At 43.7% G+C, this 17,362-nt stretch carries 17 protein-coding genes; 5 read left to right on the top strand and 12 right to left on the bottom strand.

Annotated features, from left to right (window positions below; all coding sequences use genetic code 11):
* Positions 1–7: 7 nt before the first annotated feature.
* From J3492_RS10485 to J3492_RS10445, 9 genes are all read right to left on the bottom strand, one after another.
* Positions 8–1,858 carry an AMP-binding protein gene (locus J3492_RS10485; protein WP_207992001.1) on the bottom strand — a complete coding sequence of 617 codons (1,851 nt, stop codon included), beginning with the start codon at positions 1,856–1,858 and terminating at the stop codon, positions 8–10.
* Between the two features lie 184 nt (positions 1,859–2,042).
* Positions 2,043–3,011, bottom strand: coding sequence for an NAD(P)H-dependent flavin oxidoreductase (locus J3492_RS10480; RefSeq protein WP_207992000.1), 969 nt, complete (start codon positions 3,009–3,011; stop codon positions 2,043–2,045).
* A gap of 5 nt (positions 3,012–3,016) precedes the next feature.
* On the bottom strand, positions 3,017–4,036 hold the full coding sequence (dmpG, locus tag J3492_RS10475) for a 4-hydroxy-2-oxovalerate aldolase (RefSeq protein WP_207991999.1): 1,020 nt from the start codon (positions 4,034–4,036) through the stop codon (positions 3,017–3,019).
* 2 nt (positions 4,037–4,038) lie between these two features.
* On the bottom strand, positions 4,039–4,980 hold the full coding sequence (locus J3492_RS10470) for an acetaldehyde dehydrogenase (acetylating) (RefSeq protein ID WP_207991998.1): 942 nt from the start codon (positions 4,978–4,980) through the stop codon (positions 4,039–4,041).
* A gap of 56 nt (positions 4,981–5,036) precedes the next feature.
* A complete protein-coding gene (locus tag J3492_RS10465; RefSeq protein WP_207991997.1) occupies positions 5,037–5,822 on the bottom strand; it encodes a 2-keto-4-pentenoate hydratase in 786 nt (261 codons plus the stop codon).
* Positions 5,823–5,858: 36 nt separating this feature from the next.
* Positions 5,859–6,746 carry a VOC family protein gene (locus J3492_RS10460; protein ID WP_207991996.1) on the bottom strand — a complete coding sequence of 296 codons (888 nt, stop codon included), beginning with the start codon at positions 6,744–6,746 and terminating at the stop codon, positions 5,859–5,861.
* Between the two features lie 66 nt (positions 6,747–6,812).
* Positions 6,813–8,054 (bottom strand): NAD(P)/FAD-dependent oxidoreductase, encoded by a 1,242-nt coding sequence (locus J3492_RS10455; RefSeq protein ID WP_207991995.1) that lies wholly within the window; start codon positions 8,052–8,054, stop codon positions 6,813–6,815.
* Positions 8,051–8,359 (bottom strand): non-heme iron oxygenase ferredoxin subunit, encoded by a 309-nt coding sequence (locus J3492_RS10450; protein ID WP_207991994.1) that lies wholly within the window; start codon positions 8,357–8,359, stop codon positions 8,051–8,053. Before J3492_RS10450 ends, J3492_RS10455 begins: the two co-directional genes overlap by 4 nt.
* 12 nt (positions 8,360–8,371) lie before the next feature.
* Entirely contained in the window at positions 8,372–9,202 is an 831-nt protein-coding gene (locus J3492_RS10445) for an alpha/beta fold hydrolase (RefSeq protein ID WP_207991993.1), read from the bottom strand.
* 787 nt (positions 9,203–9,989) lie between these two features.
* On the opposite strand from J3492_RS10445, the gene J3492_RS10440 reads away from it, so the two are divergent.
* Positions 9,990–10,556, top strand: a complete 567-nt coding sequence (locus J3492_RS10440) for a TetR/AcrR family transcriptional regulator (protein WP_207991992.1) — start codon at positions 9,990–9,992, stop codon at positions 10,554–10,556.
* Positions 10,557–10,869: 313 nt separating this feature from the next.
* Here the strand turns inward: J3492_RS10440 and J3492_RS10435 are convergent, their stop codons facing one another.
* The 3 genes from J3492_RS10435 to J3492_RS10425 form a co-directional block, all read right to left on the bottom strand.
* The gene (locus J3492_RS10435; protein WP_207991991.1) at positions 10,870–11,685 is read right to left on the bottom strand and encodes a thioesterase family protein; all 816 of its coding nucleotides are present in this window, start codon (positions 11,683–11,685) and stop codon (positions 10,870–10,872) included.
* A gap of 183 nt (positions 11,686–11,868) precedes the next feature.
* Positions 11,869–12,936 (bottom strand): maleylacetate reductase, encoded by a 1,068-nt coding sequence (locus tag J3492_RS10430; RefSeq protein ID WP_207991990.1) that lies wholly within the window; start codon positions 12,934–12,936, stop codon positions 11,869–11,871.
* A 203-nt stretch (positions 12,937–13,139) separates the two neighbouring features.
* Positions 13,140–14,057 carry a LysR family transcriptional regulator gene (locus tag J3492_RS10425; RefSeq protein WP_207991989.1) on the bottom strand — a complete coding sequence of 306 codons (918 nt, stop codon included), beginning with the start codon at positions 14,055–14,057 and terminating at the stop codon, positions 13,140–13,142.
* A 210-nt stretch (positions 14,058–14,267) separates the two neighbouring features.
* Here J3492_RS10425 and J3492_RS10420 point away from each other — a divergent pair, with 210 nt between their 5' ends.
* The 4 genes from J3492_RS10420 to J3492_RS10405 all read left to right on the top strand — a co-directional run.
* Entirely contained in the window at positions 14,268–15,428 is a 1,161-nt protein-coding gene (locus J3492_RS10420; RefSeq protein ID WP_207991988.1) for a muconate/chloromuconate family cycloisomerase, read from the top strand.
* A 71-nt stretch (positions 15,429–15,499) separates the two neighbouring features.
* Positions 15,500–15,790, top strand: a complete 291-nt coding sequence (gene catC, locus J3492_RS10415) for a muconolactone Delta-isomerase (protein ID WP_201574503.1) — start codon at positions 15,500–15,502, stop codon at positions 15,788–15,790.
* 130 nt (positions 15,791–15,920) lie between these two features.
* A complete protein-coding gene (gene catA / locus J3492_RS10410) occupies positions 15,921–16,844 on the top strand; it encodes a catechol 1,2-dioxygenase (RefSeq protein ID WP_207991987.1) in 924 nt (307 codons plus the stop codon).
* A gap of 218 nt (positions 16,845–17,062) precedes the next feature.
* On the top strand, positions 17,063–17,362 hold a 300-nt coding region (locus J3492_RS10405), incomplete at its 3' end, for an IS1/IS1595 family N-terminal zinc-binding domain-containing protein (RefSeq protein WP_207991124.1).

Here is a 17,362-nt window from a genome sequence, read left to right as displayed (position 1 = left end):
TTTTAGGTTAAAAAGAATGAAAGTAAATACTTGCCTTTCTTTCTTTGGCGTGCATTTGGTCTATCAGGTCTGACCAGTTTGCTAACAAAGCTCGTTGATTGAGATAGCCCTTATCAGTGATTTCATTTTTCTCAATCGATGGCTGCTCAGGTATGATGGCAAACCGACCTATTCTTTTACTATTGCTGTAATATATTTCGTTATATTCCTGCAATAGATTGGTTGCTTGCTCTACTATCTCATTAACACTTTGCAGATGTGCGGCATGCTGCTGTGTTTCATCAAGATTGTATAATTTGGCCAAACGCTCAATATTGGGAATAATTAACAGTCCAATTTCAGACTGATTGTGTCCAGTTATGACTGCATCTAAAAAGTAAGGTTTTAGCGCGGTCACGACTGCTACTCTAATGGCATTTACATTGACCCAAGTGCCTGAGAGCAACTTAAAGTTCTCTGAAGTCCTGCCATCAAACACCAGCCCTTCTGATGGGTTATCTGGATTAATCAATCTACCCGCGTCGCCCATTGAATAAAATCCATCCTCATCAAAGGCTTCCGCAGTTGCTTTTTCATTACGCCAATAACCTGGAGTCACGTTAGGGCCACGTACAGCTAACGCTTGCTTATCTTGTACTGGAGTTAGCTTAATCTCAGTGCCAGGCATAGGAACGCCAATATTAGTCGACTTATCTGAATCAAAATTTAGACAAGTCGCAAAAGGTGCTGTTTCTGTGGAGCCCCAACCTGCTAAGAGTTTTGGACTGCTACCTATGAGCTCCATAGACAGCTCAGACAACCTGTTTCTGGTTTTTTCAGGTAACGCGGCTGCGGCGATAAAAATAACTTTTGCCGAAGAGAAGAATATACGTGCTTGACGATGGTTGTCTTCAAACTCTGCAAGCAAAGCTTCAATACCAGCTGGGACGTTGAAGTGAATGTTAGGCTCAATCATGCATAAATTTTCAATGGTTCGACCGATATGTCCAGGTACTGGCTTACCATCGTCAATCGTTATGGTTCCACCGTTAAATAGGGCAATATTGACGCATACATTACCGCCAAAGGTATGACTCCAAGGTAGCCAGCTCACTAAGCTTGGGGTCATCTGCTTTAAAAACGGCCACATTTTATAAAGCGCAAATTGATTGCTATACATCATTCTATGAGTATTAATTACCCCTTTTGGATTGCCTGTGGAGCCTGAAGTCATCATGACTTTGGCAATCGTATCTTGAGTCACTGCATTTCTTCTTTCTGTAACTTCTGCTTCTGTTATCTGCGCCAAGCTACGGACTGCTGGGATCTCATCCATATCTGAGTTAAAAGCAATACAAGGGATATCGTAATTTGCAAGGACTGATTTGGCCGCATTCTTAAAGATGTTGGTATTACTAAAATGGATAACACCAGGCTTCACCGTATCAATGATGCTTTTTAGTCGCTCAAAGGTGTTACCGTACAGGGCGTAGGCTATGGAGACTGGCGTTACTGGGACACCAAGCGTCATCGCAGCAAAGGCGACCAATGCATGGTTGATAGAGTTTGGTGCAATGATCATCAATGGTTTGTCAGCGGATATATCCAAAGACCCCAAATGAGTCGCGGTACTTTTGACCCTAGAGGCAAACTCTTTGTAGGATATCTCCGACCAACCGTCAGCCGCTCTTTCACGCATAAAGACTGTGTTTGGCGAACGCTGAGCCCAATGATCGATACAATCTAGCATCGTATGCTCATCTAGATTGAGTGGCTCTTGGTTGCGCAATACCATGTCCCCTTGAGCGTTTACCTCAGTAATAACATCATGACGACCAAGCGCTATTTCTTGGTTGGTATTTAAAACAAAATCAATCATTTTGATCATCCTTCCGTGGTATAGATCAGCTTATATTCAATGCCAAATAGCATTTTATAACTGCAAAACCCAAGCACACTTGTAAAGACTGCTTATAACAAAGCTTTACTATCACAATCCGTGTTCTAGAATTTCTTAAAGCTGATAATGTGTAATTTATGCTGCTAGGTAGTCGAAATAGCGACTACCATTTAGGCCAAGCAGATAATTTATGTTCAAGAGCAGGTTTTAAAGTACCAAGCTGGCTTGCCAATGACTCGACAACCTCTGCTACACTTTCAATGCATTCAGTTGCACTGACACCGTGACCTGCACCCCATGTGTCTTTCCAAGCTTTACTTTCACCGTGGATATCAGAAAAATCAATTTCTGTGCTGCCTTTATCTGACTTAAGATCAAAGCCAGACTTCTCCAAACTGGCTTTTAGCCAGTTTGCCATAACCCCAGAGACGACATCTGAAGTTACAATATCTGACATTTTTGAATCAACCAGCATATTGCGATAATCATCAGTGACTAAACTCTCGGGACAGCTGATAAAACGTGTACCCATATAAGCAAAGTCGGCACCAAGTGCGAGCAAAGCAGCAATTGATCTGGCACTTTGTATGGCTCCGCCAACGATGATAGGACCATCATAAAAACGGCGAACTTCTTCTACAAAAGCAAAAGCAGAATACTTACCAGTATGTCCACCCGCTCCAGAACAGACCAAGATAAGTCCATCAACGCCTGCTGCGACTGCTTTTTCTGCTTGCTCTGCATTGATGACATCAGCAAAGACCTTGCCACCAAACGCATGGACTCTCTCAAGCACGCGCTTAGGGCTACCAAGGGCTGTCACGACAAACTTGGGCTTATAGCGCTCAACCAATGCCAGCTCAGCTTCAAAACGGTCATAGCTTCTGTGCACGATCATGTTCATCGCCCACATACCTTCATATTCTGTGCCATTAAGCTCAGTCGCTATTTGGTCTAACCACTCTTCTAATATGTCAATCGTGCGTGCATTAGGCGCAGGAAAACAGCCTATAATTCCCGCTTTAGCTGCAGCAATGGTTATATCAGGGCCTGATATAAGGAACATTGGAGCAACGATCACTGGCAGTCTCATACGCTCATACAGTGTAGATACGATATCTCTATTAGCCATGTTCACTACCCCTTGGCCTTGTTGATTAAATCTAAAGCCACATCAACGATCATATCCTCTTGACCACCAATCAGCTTACGCTTGCCGACTTCAACCAATATCTCACGTACATCAATATCGTACTGCTTTGATGCCTTTTCAGCATGACGTAAGAAACTAGAATAAACACCGGCATAGCCAAGTGTCAGCGTCTCACGATCAACGCGAACTGGGCGATCTTGTAATGGTCTGACTAAGTCTTCAGCGGCGTCCATCAACTTATAAAGATCACAGCCATGCTCCCACCCTAGGCGGTTAATAGCGGCAATGAATACCTCTAATGGTGCATTTCCAGCACCAGCGCCCATACCAGTCAAGGAAGCATCAACACGAGTCACGCCATTTTCGACTGCAACAATGCTGTTTGCGACGCCTAAACTTAAATTATGATGCGCATGAATACCAAGCTCAGTGCTATCATTGAGCGTGTCTTTTAGCGCCTTAACACGATCTGCAATATCATGCATATTCATCGCACCGCCACTGTCTACGACGTAAACGCAGCCAGCACCATACGACTCCATGATTTTGGCCTGCTCTGCCAGTTTGGTGGGCGACACCATGTGTGACATCATCAAAAAGCCAATGGTGTCCATACCCATCTCTTTGGCCGTTTCGATATGCTGCTTGGAGACATCCGCTTCGGTACAGTGGGTTGCGACACGTACTGAGCGTACGCCAAGGTCATAAGCTCTTTTTAGATCTTTAACAGAGCCGATACCAGGTAATAAAAGAGTCGTTAGGACGGCTTTATCTAATACGTCAGCGACCGCTTCTAGCCACTCCCAGTCGGTATGAGCGCCAAAACCATAGTTAAAGCTACTGCCACTTAAGCCATCACCATGAGCAACTTCAATAGCATCAACACCAGCATCTTCTAGCGCTTTGGCGATATCACGAACATGATCAATACCGTACTGATGACGTATGGCATGCATACCATCACGAAGGGTGACGTCTTGGATGTACAATTTTTTATTAGTCATGATTATTCTCCACCTTTTGCTTGTCTGGCTACTGCAATCTTTTCAGCTGTTTTAAGAGCCGCTGAGGTCATAATGTCTAGATTGCCCGCGTAAGAAGGTAGATAATGAGCCGCACCCTCTACCTCAAGAAATACCGACGTTTTGAGTCCTGTCAGCGTACCGATATCTGGTATGTGCAATGGATTTTGCTCGGTATAACGCTCAAACTGTACTTCTTGCTTTAAACGATAGCCAGGCACATAGCTTTGTACCTCTTTGACCATCTCATCAACACTGGCTCTAATGTCATCCTCGTTAGCGTCTTCAGAAAAAGTTAATACCGTGTCGCGCATGATCATAGGCGGCTCAGCAGGATTCAATACGATGATGGCTTTACCTTTTTTAGCGCCGCCTACTTGCTCTATGGCTTGTGAGGTCGTTTCGGTAAACTCATCAATATTGGCACGAGTACCTGGCCCTGCCGATTTTGAGGATATAGAAGCAATGATTTCTGCATAGTGTACTGGTGCTATACGCGACACGGCATGAACCATTGGGATGGTGGCTTGACCACCACAAGTCACCATATTGACATTAGGCTGCTCGATATTGCTCTCGCCATTGACGGCAGGAACAATAAAGGGACCTATAGCGGCTGGGGTCAGATCAACAATGACTTTGCCAGCGTCACGACAAACTTTTGAATGAGTGGCATGCGCAGAGGCTGAAGTAGCATCAAAGATAATGGATATCTCTTCCCACTCGGGCATAGCAACCAGACCATTGATACCTTCATGAGTAGTCCCTACTCCCATGCGTTTGGCACGTGCTAATCCATCAGACTCAGGATCAACACCAACCATGGCGACTATCTCTAGGTTTTCAGAGGTTTTTAGAATTTTGATCATCAGATCGGTGCCGATATTGCCTGAACCTATGATCGCGACTTTAGCTTTAGTGGACATATGATTGACTTCCTTTTCGATTGGTTGACTTCCTATTCGAGAAAGTATTTAGTTTTTTATTCAACAAAGCTCACTGACACACTATTTAGGCCATCTATGGTGGCGGTAAACTTATCACCTGATTTGACAGCTACCATAGGACCCAAAGCGCCAGATAGCACTACATCACCTGCTTTGAGTGGCTGACCATTTTCGATCATTCTATTAGCGAGCCAAAGCGTTGCCAGTAAAGGGTTACCCAAACACGCTCTTCCTTCACCTTCAGAGACGACTTCAGTGTCATTTGACAACTGCATTTTGCAGCTTTCTAAGTCCAGTTGACTGAGCGGTACGGGAGTGGTCCCCATGACGATTCCGCCATAAGATGCGTTATCAGCAATGGTGTCAAACAGGCTAATATCCCAGTTCGCCACTCGGCTATCGACGATCTCCAGTGCAGCAACGGCGTAGTCAACGGCATTCATCACGTCAATAATCGTCAAATTATCAGCGTCCAAATCAGACTTAAGTACGAAGGCAATTTCAGCTTCGACTTTGGGCTGCAAAAACTGACCGACAGATATTTGCGCTCCTGAGCAATAGCAAGTGTCGGCATAGACCATGCCATAGTCTGGTTGATCGACTCCTAATTGTGCTTGTACGGCAGTTGATGTCAGACCGATCTTGCGACCAATAGTCACTCGGCCTTGCTCACTCCATCGCTGATGGTTTTCTTGCTGAATGTTATAAGCCAAAGCGATGTCAGTGGCGTCGACTTTGTCACGTAGCGGTGCCACTGCGCCCTGTTCATAAGCATCAAAAAGTGAGGTGGCTAGCTCTGAAGCCTTGCTGTGATCGTTCATAATTTGCAGTTCTCGTATGCGTGGTGAATTGATAGATTATTTGCGCGGAGGACGCTGAAATTTATGGCCCCAAGCTGAGTTGGTATGATGAACTTTGACATGCCAAGTATCATCGTCCACTTCTATGGCACCCCAACCAAACTCAACATCAAACCCTGATGGGCTCATGGTATAAAAAGACAACATCTCATCATTAGAGTGTCGACCTAGCGTAAATGAGAAGTGAGTGCCCGCTTTTTCTGCCGCATCCATCGCACGGCCGACATCATCGACATTGTCGACTTGCAGCATAATATGGGCAACTTTGGCAGGAATAGGGACAGGCGCCAACGCCAAAGAGTGATGACGTCCGTTACAACGTAAAAAGGAGATGTTTAGAGGTTTGCCAGGTATGACTTCTGTATTGATGTAGTCTGATACCTTAAACCCTAAAAGCTGAGTGTAAAATGCTTCTTGCGCAGTATGGTCTTTACTAATAAGAACAATATGACCGAGTCCTTGCTCACCAGTAATAAAGCGGAAGCCTTTAGGACTAACAAAAGGAATATTGGTCAGTTGTAGTGGGCCATAGAAGGCCTCACAACGTGTGCCATCGGGATCATTAAATACGATGAGCTCTTGAACTTGACGGGCTTTAGCCAACTCATCTGAGCCTACTTGAAACTCAACGCCTTGATCGCTTAAACGAGCCTTTAAGCTTTCTAGGTCTTGCTTGTCACTGACCTCCCAACCCACATAATCAAGGTTGTCGTGATCTGAGTTTTTTAGCTTAATACGCCATGCATAAGAATCGACTCGTAATGATATATCACCATCGTTATTCTCTTCTATACTGACACCGAGTATATTTTCGGCATAATCTCGCCACGCTTGTGGATCAGAAATAGAAAATCCAAGATAACCTAACGCCTTAATCTCTGACATTTTAAAATCCCTTTTAATAGTTTTACACTAGCAGTTGCTTTTTATAGCGCTTATCTTAGCAACTGGTTAACCACGCATTTGCTTACGTAATGGTATTTCTAGATCAGCTAGCCGTGATGGGTCGACATGTACCTTGTTTTTTATCATACGCATAGCAGCACGAACCGCATTTGGGTTATCGACACTGACGGCGCCTATCATCTGATTATCAACGACACTAAAATATACTGGCCAATCACCTTCATGCCTCACCACTAAATGTTCTTGGGTGGGTAAGATATTGCCAGCCATCTCTATATGTAAGTCACCTTGATCTGACCAAAACCAATCAACAGGTTCTGGAGGTAGCTCTTGGTTGAGAATGGCCGCCGCAGTGCGTTCACCTTGATATTGTGCTGCTTGCCAATGCTCATGACGGACCGTTGAGCCATCATCCTGCAGTACTGCCGCTACGTCTCCAGCGGCATACACCCCTGGATATTCAGTGGCTTGATTTTGATTGACCTGAATACCACCGGTCGCTTGATTCAGCATCTTCGATGTAGTGGCTGCAGATAAATAAGGCGTTTTTGGTGTCATGCCGACACCCATAACAACGGCATCAACCTCAATTGAAGTATCATCTTCAAATAAAATAGACACCTGTCCATCTGCTTGTTCTATAAATTTTTTGATGCGGCAGTTGTTTACCAACTTCGCCCCTTGAGCACAGGTATTGGCGACAATTTTTTTACAGAGCTCTTGCGGTAATAGATGAGCCATTGGTAGCTCTACGGCATCTAACCAATAGACAAAAAAACCAGACTTAGATAAAGAAGCTGTCGTCTCAGCGCCAATAAAGCCGCCACCGATTACTGCCACTCGTGCATCAGGCGTTAGTCTTTGACGTAAGTTAAGCGCATCCTCGTAATGACGTAATACCAATACTTGCGGTAAGTCAGCCCCTTCTATAGGTAGGCGTCTGGCTTCTCCACCCGTTGCCAACACGATGACGTCGGCTGTTAACTGTTTGCCTGACTCTAAAGTAACGGTGCGTGAAGTAGGGTCTACCTTATGAGCGCCATCACCGTAATAGGCTATGATATCGAGCTCAGTGAGTTCATCATCACTGATTAAAGCGATATCTTTGTGCGTTGTATCTGCTTCTAGCAAGACCTGCTTGGATAACGGTGGTCTCTCATATGCACCGTGTTGGTCTTTATCGACCAGCGTAATGCTGCCCAAAAAACCATCATTGCGCAGCTTTCTGACGCAGCTGATCCCAGCGGCACTCGCACCAACGACGATGACTGACTCAACCTGGCTCATCTGTCGACCTCAACGTATATCTCGCCGTCTTTAATCTCAACGTCATAGACATTGACCGCTTTTATCGCTGGGGGATTGTCAGGAACCCCTGTCTTTAAGCAAAACACGGACATATGCAGTGGACACTCAACCGTATCGCCCTCTACGAAGCCATCACAAAACGAGGCTTGGGCATGCGTACAAGTGTCGTCAATCGCATAGACGTCACCACTCTCACCGCGAATCACGGCAATCGGAGGGTCAAAACTATCAAGTTTGATCGCATCGCCAATCTCTAAGTCTTCTAACTTACCAACATGAAACATAACGGCCTCGCTTTATTCTGCTGAAAAATGATTGATAACCAATTGCAAGAACTCTTTAGGTCTTTCTGCCATGACCCAATGTCCACAATTTGCTAAGACATGTAGATCTGCATTAGGCATGGAACGACCCAATTTGAAGCCCATTTCTGTCGGCACGACTTTATCTTCACGGCCGTGAATAACGATAGCGGGATGATTGATTTTGGCGACCACATGCTCAGGCATGCCTGAAAGCTGGGTCTCGCCTTCTTCATTTGGCTGCACCAATAACTTACGTAAGCCTTCTTGAGCACCAGGAATGAGACTGGTCTGATAGCGCTCTTCCACCAGCTCATCAGTGATGGTGTCTGGATTATGCGGAAAATGTGACATGGCTTGACGCATATTCTCGCGTGATGGCGTGTAGTCCCACCCTGAACGTAGACCTGGTGTCATAAAGAATTTGTCACATGGAGTGCCCATTAAGCAGAGCTTAGAGAATCTCTCAGGAAAACGTGCAGCCGTTGCGAGCGTCAACGAACCACCAAATGAGTTACCAATGACGTGAGTTTTTTCAATACCTAGAGCATCCAAAAAGGCCAGTAAATGCTTGCCCCAGTGCTTGATATCGTAGCTGAAGTTAGGGTCTCGTTCGGTATGACCAAAACCAGCCAAGTCAGGTGCTATTACACGAAAGTGCTTGGCTAGTTCAGGAATAATCTTACGCCAGTTGGTATAAGCGGAAACACCTGGACCTGAACCATGCAGTAGCAATAGCGGCTCTCCTTCGCCCATTTCTAAGTAGTTTGTTTGCAACCCAAAAGCTTCGATGGTTTTGCCTTTACCGGAATCAATTACTTGCATATTAGATCTTCCTTGATAACAGTTTTCACGAGAAAGTTATTTATTACTTGCAATTACAATAATAAAAAAGCCAAGTCATGTCAATACGCTACCGTATGTTAATAACAAATAAGATCTATGCTTTATTGCTCTGTATAGATATATCATAACTCCCATATTCTCCAAACCCTTGCAATCAAAAGCTTTAAAAGCCTTACAAACAGTAGGGTTTAAAAGAGATAATTATTTTATGAATTTATTTTAGCCTATACTAAAATAATAGTTTCTTATATTCACCATACCTATGCGTATGCTTTTAAGAGAGTACCCAACCGTATGGAGCGGCGACAATAAACACATTAATGATTTTTATTCTCATTTATTATTATGGTGTATTTACTGTCAATAGAAGATAAGCAGGAAGCAGAATTCTTATTAGAGTAAGACTTACATCAATTAAAATGATAAAATGCGGCAGCCTAATATAGTTAACCCACTTTAAAAAACGATACAGTGCGGTTGGGATGAATTTTGTGCAGCCTCTGTGATAACAGCACGCAAGGAAAATTTATACCAACTGCACGATAAAATCAGCGTATCGATTTTATTTCGAACTGACTATACAAGCGACTGACAGGGTGCACGTGCGTGTGATCAGACGCTTCTATAAATGCGGCTCAAAGTCAGACGATGGTTACGCTATAAGCATCGTTTGCAACGATTAAACCCTGTCGTACCCACTGGAATAACTGTACAAGAGTGAATCATATATGATTGACTCTTTTTTAATAAATAGAGGTCCTAAAGCATGGATTTGAGCAAAAAAAATCCAAGTCAACCAAGTAAACTTACCGCTCAAGACTGGTTAGATATCGCTGAATCTGAACTGGCTAAATCAGGTATTTCTGCTGTCAGAGTTGAACCGCTCGCCAAAAAACTAAAAGTCACCAAAGGCAGTTTTTACTGGCACTTTAGCAGTCGAAAGGAGCTGTTTGAAAAACTATTATCAAACTGGCGTACTCGCTCTACCGTTGCCATTATCGAGCGTTTGAGCGACATAGAGTTAACGCCAAAAGAGAGATTAAGAAAACTCTTCTTAATTCCTTATAAACGTCATAGCAAAACCAATGCCGCCGCTTTAGAGCTGGCCATCCGTAATTGGTCACAAAATGATAAATCAGTGCAAGAAATTCTGAATGAAGTTGATACTCATCGCCTCACTTACATTTCAATGATTTTTGAAAATTTAGGTTATGAGAAAGAACAAGCGGAAATAAGGGCGTCACGATTTTATTACACCATGCAAGGCATTTCCGTTGTGAATGTGCATAAAGAAGAAGACTATATTGAGCAAATATTTGAAACGTTATTGTGATATTGATGGATAAATAAAGTGGTTGGGCTAAAGCAGTTTTGATCTATTTGGACCAGCATCGCCTTATAGGGCGTGTCTTCAATTCAAATGATGATATCTAAATGGGCTAAAAATGGCTAAATTTTGTCATACTGCGTCAAATAACTGGTTAATATCCCGATATTATCTGCATTATTTTCCTTGGCTGACAGCAATTTATCTCATTTTTATGACCATTTTTAAAATGAAGACACGCCCTAATCATTGAGCTTTTAAAAGACTAAGCTCAATGATGGTTTACTGGCCTTTCACAACATTTTTGTACGGCACAGATTTAACGTGGCATCTGACGAAGGGTAAGGATTTGCTCACTACGACCAAAAGGTCCATGTACATCATGTAAGATGGCACTGGTTATACCAATACCGTCATCACCGTACTGTTGTACAGCTTCAATACCTAGCCAACTTCCTTTAGGCACTCGATGCATGTGAATTTGTAAATCAGTATTAGGAAATACCCATTTTAGATCGCTCAGTTCTAGTCCTGTTCTTGGTACGATGCCATTAGCAAGATCCACCATACCTAGCAGATGAACCAAGTCAGTCGTTGGCTTCCCTTCTACCATCTCAGTATTATTGGTAATCCATACCAGACCCTTACCCGCTCGCCTATCTGAATTGGCAACAAGATGCACGCTTTTGACAAACCCGCCAGGCCAGCCTTTCATCTCTTCCCAAATTGGCAGCTCGTCAGGATGTTGGGTTGCGTGTTGATCTTCTAAACCAGCAATGCTGCTCGTATCTTGAGTCAATAACCGCCATGCACGGGCGGTGATACAGTCTCTACCACCACTACTCATTACCGATTCAATTAATTGAATGGTTTTGCCAGGACGTATACAGCGAGTGGTAATCGTAAACTCATCGAGCGGTATGAGCCCTAAAATATCTAGGCTAATACGTCCTATGCGCATATTTTTTTGCGGTGCAAATTGGCTTAATTCAGCAACCATCACCCCAGTCGCTGGCGCCATATGCTGCTCATGTGGGTTCCATGCACCTTGAGCATGCTGAGTGGGCTTATAATGCGCAACACTGATATTATCTGTTTGCTGCTCGCGTTTGATACAACTGTAATACGCTGCCATGATTATCTCCTGTCCTTGCTTTTTAGTAAGCTGAGTTAAATAAATCTAAATATAGTAGCAGATATAATGACGTTATACCCTAATCCACAGAATAACCTTCGTAGTAAACATCTTCTAGATAGTGTCAGTGTGGTCGATTCAATTTAATATAAGCTCAAAGCAGCTCGGATGTATATGTGACACTTAAACAGGTGGCAAACCTTTATATGCTTTTTGTAATAACGCCTTTAGCTCGTCGTAATGGTATTCACGAGGATTATAATAAGGACTGTCGCAAACGATCCTTGCTACTTGCGCGGGACCCTCTGTAGGCAAACCAATGTCTTTTAGTGCTAATTCAATACCTAAAGACTCGTTTAAACGGTAGATTGCTATACCAACTTCTTCACGGCTACTGACACCCAAAGCTTCTGCCAGTCTATCCATGGCTTCACTATCAGCGTTGCGGTTGTAATGGACTGAATATGCAAGCGTAATGGCATGAGCCTGCGCATGCGGTAAGTTGAAAGCTCCCCCTAAGGTATGACAAATTTTGTGGTGAATGGCCATACCAACTGAGCCAAGACAAACGCCAGCCAGCCATGCACCATAAGTTGCTTTTTGACGGGCTGAGATATTCGTAAGGTCTTTGACAATCACAGGTAAGGCAGACTTGAGCGCTTTGATAGATTCAATCGCCATTAAGCTGACGATGGGGTTTTTATCCTGAGCATAAAGTGCTTCTACCGCATGCGCCATGCCATTCATACCTGAGCACGCTGAGATTTGGGCAGGCAGGGTTAGGTTCAGTTCTGGATCATAAATCACCACCTTAGGGAGCACATGACTGTCTCTCCCAGTGGTCTTTAGATTGTCTTCTGTCAGACCATAGATGGTTGTCATCTCGCTACCAGCGTAGGTAGTCGGTATGGCAACGATGGGCAGCTGCGTCTTCAGCGCTATAGCTTTGGCAAGGCCAATGGTCGAGCCACCGCCTAACGCCAGACAGCAATCAATGTCATGGTCTTTGACAAATGCTACCGCCTTGTCTGCCACGGCTACTGGCACATGCATGACGGCATGCGGGTACACGCCTGCACAGATGTCTTGTAATTGTTTTGCCAGTTTATGACCCGCCTCTTTTTGCCCAGGCGTCGTAATGATCAATACTTTATGATAACCCTGTTGCCATAAGATGTCTTTGGCTTCAGCTGACTTGCCTACGCCAAAATGAACGTCAATCGGCAGGGCTTTATAATGAAAAGGTTGCATAAGATCATCCTTAATCCTTAGGGTCTATTGAATTCACTATTAAAAGACTTATAGCCAGTTGAAAACAAAACTGTCATAAGTTCCAAAGCGCTACTGGTATAAATTTTCCTTGCGTGCTGTATACACAGAGGCTGCGCAAAATTCATCCCAGTAGCGCTATAACATTTTTAAATTGAATCTACTATAGTAAGTGCAGCGTTTATTCAAATTTGCTCACGTTTATACACAAAACCTTCTTCTTCATAAACCTGATACGTGACCTCTAACAAGGTTTTCAATAACGCTGACTTGTCAAAATGCCGAACATTCATAATCACAGGTGATGTTAAAAGCCCTTGCTCTAGTGGCAGATAGCCAATTTCTTGACCGCGTAGATTTTGCAGTGATTTAGGCACGATGGTCATACCCTCGCCTGCCGCTACCAGACCCAAAGCCACATGCAATTCACTCACCTCAAAATAGCAACTGGGCTTTAAGTTATTTGCCTCAAATAGTCCTAATATATAATCAATAAAACTGGGCCGCGGCGTCTTCGGATAGAGTAATAAATTCTCATTTATCAGGTCCGCAATATCAACGCTAGTGCGCCCTTCTTGAATGATAGGATGGTTGATAGGTACAGCCACCACTAAAGTCTCTTCTCTTAATAAGATACGTCTGACAGAGGCATCTTCAAACAACAATCTGCCAAAGCCCACATCGATATCTCCACTGGTCAACGCCTGTGTTTGCTGCCATGAATTCAGCTCATGCAGCTTAATCTGCACGGTGGGATAGGATTGGCGAAAGCGAGAGATTATCTTGGGTAAGGTGCCATACAAAATCGAGGCGACAAAGCCTATCGATAAGGAGCTATCAAAGCTGCCCTTGCGCATGGTCATGGCGCGTAAATGATCAGATTTTTGCAATATTTGTAGGGCATGATCATAAAAGAAACTGCCAGCTTCGGTCACTTTAAGAGGACGCTGCTGACGATCAATTAAAACCACGCCTAGCTCTTCTTCGAGCTGTTTGATTTGTCGACTAAGCGGTGGCTGTGAGATATATAAACGCTGTGCCGCTTTATTGAAGCTTTTTTCCTCCACTACCGCTATAAAATAACGTAAATGTCTGAGTTCCATTGGCTACTTCTTATCTAAATGAGTTATATGCTATTTAAAATTTTCTCGGATGCTTTTAATTCGCTGTTCTATAGGTAAGTCATAACCATAGTATACCTAAAAGGTATTAAAATTTGTTAAAACAGGTCTTAGACAAGCCTAGTGACAACGCATATAGTTATATAAAGGATGCAGAATTACTTATTAGCGCTTAAGGGCTTAGGGATAGATATGATTCGTTCAATTAATACCTTGCTGGTACCAATACCGACTATTCGAGAGCATAAGCTTGCCTGTACCGTCATGAGAGAGCAAGTACTGGTATTGGTGCATATCCAGACCGAAGACGGCTTTGAAGGTTGGGGCGAAGCGACTACGATCGGTGGTCTAAGCTATGCTGAAGAAAGCCCTCATAGCATCAAAACCAATATTGATACTTACTTCACGCCACTGTTATTAACAGAGCAGCCAACCACTTCTGCCAAAGCCATGCAGCTACTCAACCTGCATATCAGTGGCAACCGTTTTGCCAAGTGTGCGATTGAAACTGCTCTACTCGATATCGAAGGCAAACGCTTAGGCCTACCTGTCAGTGAGCTGATCGGTGGACGCGTCCGTGATCGTATCGAAGTGGCATGGACGCTTGCCAGTGGTGATACTGCGACTGATATCGCTGAAGCTAAACAGATGGTCGCACAAAAAAAGCATCGCATCTTTAAGTTAAAAATCGGCAGCAACCCTATTCTTGATGACGTCAAACACGTATTGGCTATCAAACAAGCTCTGCCTGAGTGCCGCATTACCGTCGATGTCAATCAAGCATGGACAGAGCTTGAAGCCATGAAAGGCATTGGACTACTGCAAGCGGGCGGCGTTGACCTCATAGAGCAGCCCATATCCATGCGTAATAAAGCAGCACTCAAACGCTTAAAAGAGCACTTTGAGGTGGCTATCATGGCAGATGAAATCGTCCAAGACCCTCAGAATGCTTTTGCCTTAGCAGCCGATCACTGTGCTGATGTCTTTGCCGTGAAGATCAATCAAGCTGGCGGACTAAAAGCGGCTTGTCTCATCGGTCAAATGGCACAACTAGCAGGTATTGAGCTCTATGGCGGCACGATGCTTGAAGGTCCTATTGGCACAGCCGCATCAGCGCATGTGTTTTCTACTTACCCTAGCCTAGGCTTTGATACAGAGCTTTTTGGCCCACTATTACTAACCGATGATGTGCTAGCGCAGCCACTTGATTATCATGACTTTGGTCTAACAGTGCCTACAGGCGCTGGACTGGGTATAGAAGTCGATAAGGACAAGGTCTATCACTATGCTGAGCACAATGCTGCAGCCCTACCCAAGCTTTCTGAACCAGAGAAATATACTGCTAAGTCTTAATTGCAACAACTATCATCAAATGATGTTTATGTGATCAAATTTATTCACCAATCATTAATAAGGAAGTCACCATGTTATACCACGTCAGAATGGATGTTTTAATCCCAACAGATATGGATGCTGATAAAGTTAATGAGCTCAAAGCCACCGAAAAAGCCCTCTCGCAAAAGCTGCAAGAACAAGGTAAATGGCGTCATATTTGGCGTTTGGCTGGCGAGTACTCTAACTTCAGTATCTTTGATGTCGAAAGCAATGAAGAGCTACACGATATCATGATGTCGCTACCGCTTTATCCCTATATGAAGGTCGAAGTGACGCCTTTATTACGTCATCCTTCATCTATCCGTGATGACGACAGCTAAAATATAGTAATTAAAATTTAGTAACAGTTTAGCAAAAAAATTAATATTGATACCCTTCAACAGATCTAAAATATTGAGTAAGACTACTCAATTAAATACCTTTTAAATAGTCCTCAACAAGGAGAGAGACATGGAACACAAGCAAATCGAAGCATTGGCCGAAAAGTTTGTTAAAGGCAAAATCGACTACCCTGAACAAGTCAATCCACGCGTACAAGAGATTACTTTACGTATCGTCACTGACTTGATGAAAACCATCAATGACCTACATATCACTGCTGATGAATACTGGAGCGGTGTGGAATACATTGGTGACTTAGGCAAAGAAGCAGGCCTGCTATCGCCTGGTCTGGGTTTTGATCACTTTATGGATTTAATGATTGAAGAAGATCTGAAAGCAGAAGGTCTTGATGGTGGTACAGTACGCACCATTGAAGGCCCTCTCTATGTCGCTGGCGCGCCAGAAGAAAAAGGCTTTGCTCGCTTAGATGATGGCACTGAAGATGGCAAAGGCACGGTGCTATTTATGCAAGGCACCGTTTATGGTGAGGATGGTAACCCTATCCCCAATGCCAAGGTTGAGGTATGGCACGCCAATAGCTTAGGCAACTACTCTTTCTTTGATGAGTCACAGTCTGAGTTCAACTTACGTCGGACGATCATCACCGATGAAAATGGTAACTATGGCTTCCGTAGCATCGTACCACTGGGTTACTCAGTGCCTCCAGAAGGTATGACTCAAAAGGTATTGAGTGCGCTTGGTCGCCACGGTCATCGTCCTGCGCACGTGCACTTCTTTGCCAGTGCTGATGGTCATCGCAAACTAACCACCCAAATCAATATCGATGGCGACGAGTATCTATGGGATGACTTTGCCTTTGCCAGCCGTGAAGGATTAGTACCAGAGATTACGATGGTTGACGATGCTGACAAGCTTAAAGAAAAAGGTCTGGATAAGCCATACGCCAGTATCGATTTTGATTTCCATTTAGTCAAAGATATTGATAAACCAGTACAAGGCAGCGAAGTTGAGCGCCGCCGAGTTCAAGGTTAAACGTCGCTGGTGACAAATCAGATTTAATTGTTTTTTAATTGTGCAGCTTGATGTTAACGCTGTTTTAGCATCAAGCTTACCTAATATCTTCTAGTATTACTATAACAAAGTCTGAATAACCCAAACTTCAGTTATAAAATTTTTGGTGGTGTATCAGAAAGTATGCTGAGGAAATAAAAGGAGAGTGACAGCCGAAGCAAGATGATATATTTGAGGTTATGAAGACACAAATAGAAATCAGCTGCCCCGACTGTCACAGTTCTAGTTTAAAGAAAAACGGCATAAAAAGCTATGGTAAGCAGAACTACCAATGTAAGGACTGTAACCGCCAGTTCATTGGCGACCATGCCTTAACCTATAATGGCTGTCACTCTCAAATAGAAGACCTCATACGGCTAATGACGGTTAGAGGTTGCGGCGTTAGAGACATAGCTATTATAGCCTCAGTCAGTATCGGTAAAGTATTGAGCACCATAGGCTCATCTGTTTATAAGATTGCGCCTAAGAAGCGCTACTAT

This window comes from Psychrobacter coccoides (assembly GCF_017498085.1).
GTDB classification, from domain to species: Bacteria; Pseudomonadota; Gammaproteobacteria; order Pseudomonadales; family Moraxellaceae; genus Psychrobacter; species Psychrobacter coccoides.
This window is presented reverse-complemented; position numbering and strand designations above follow the sequence as displayed.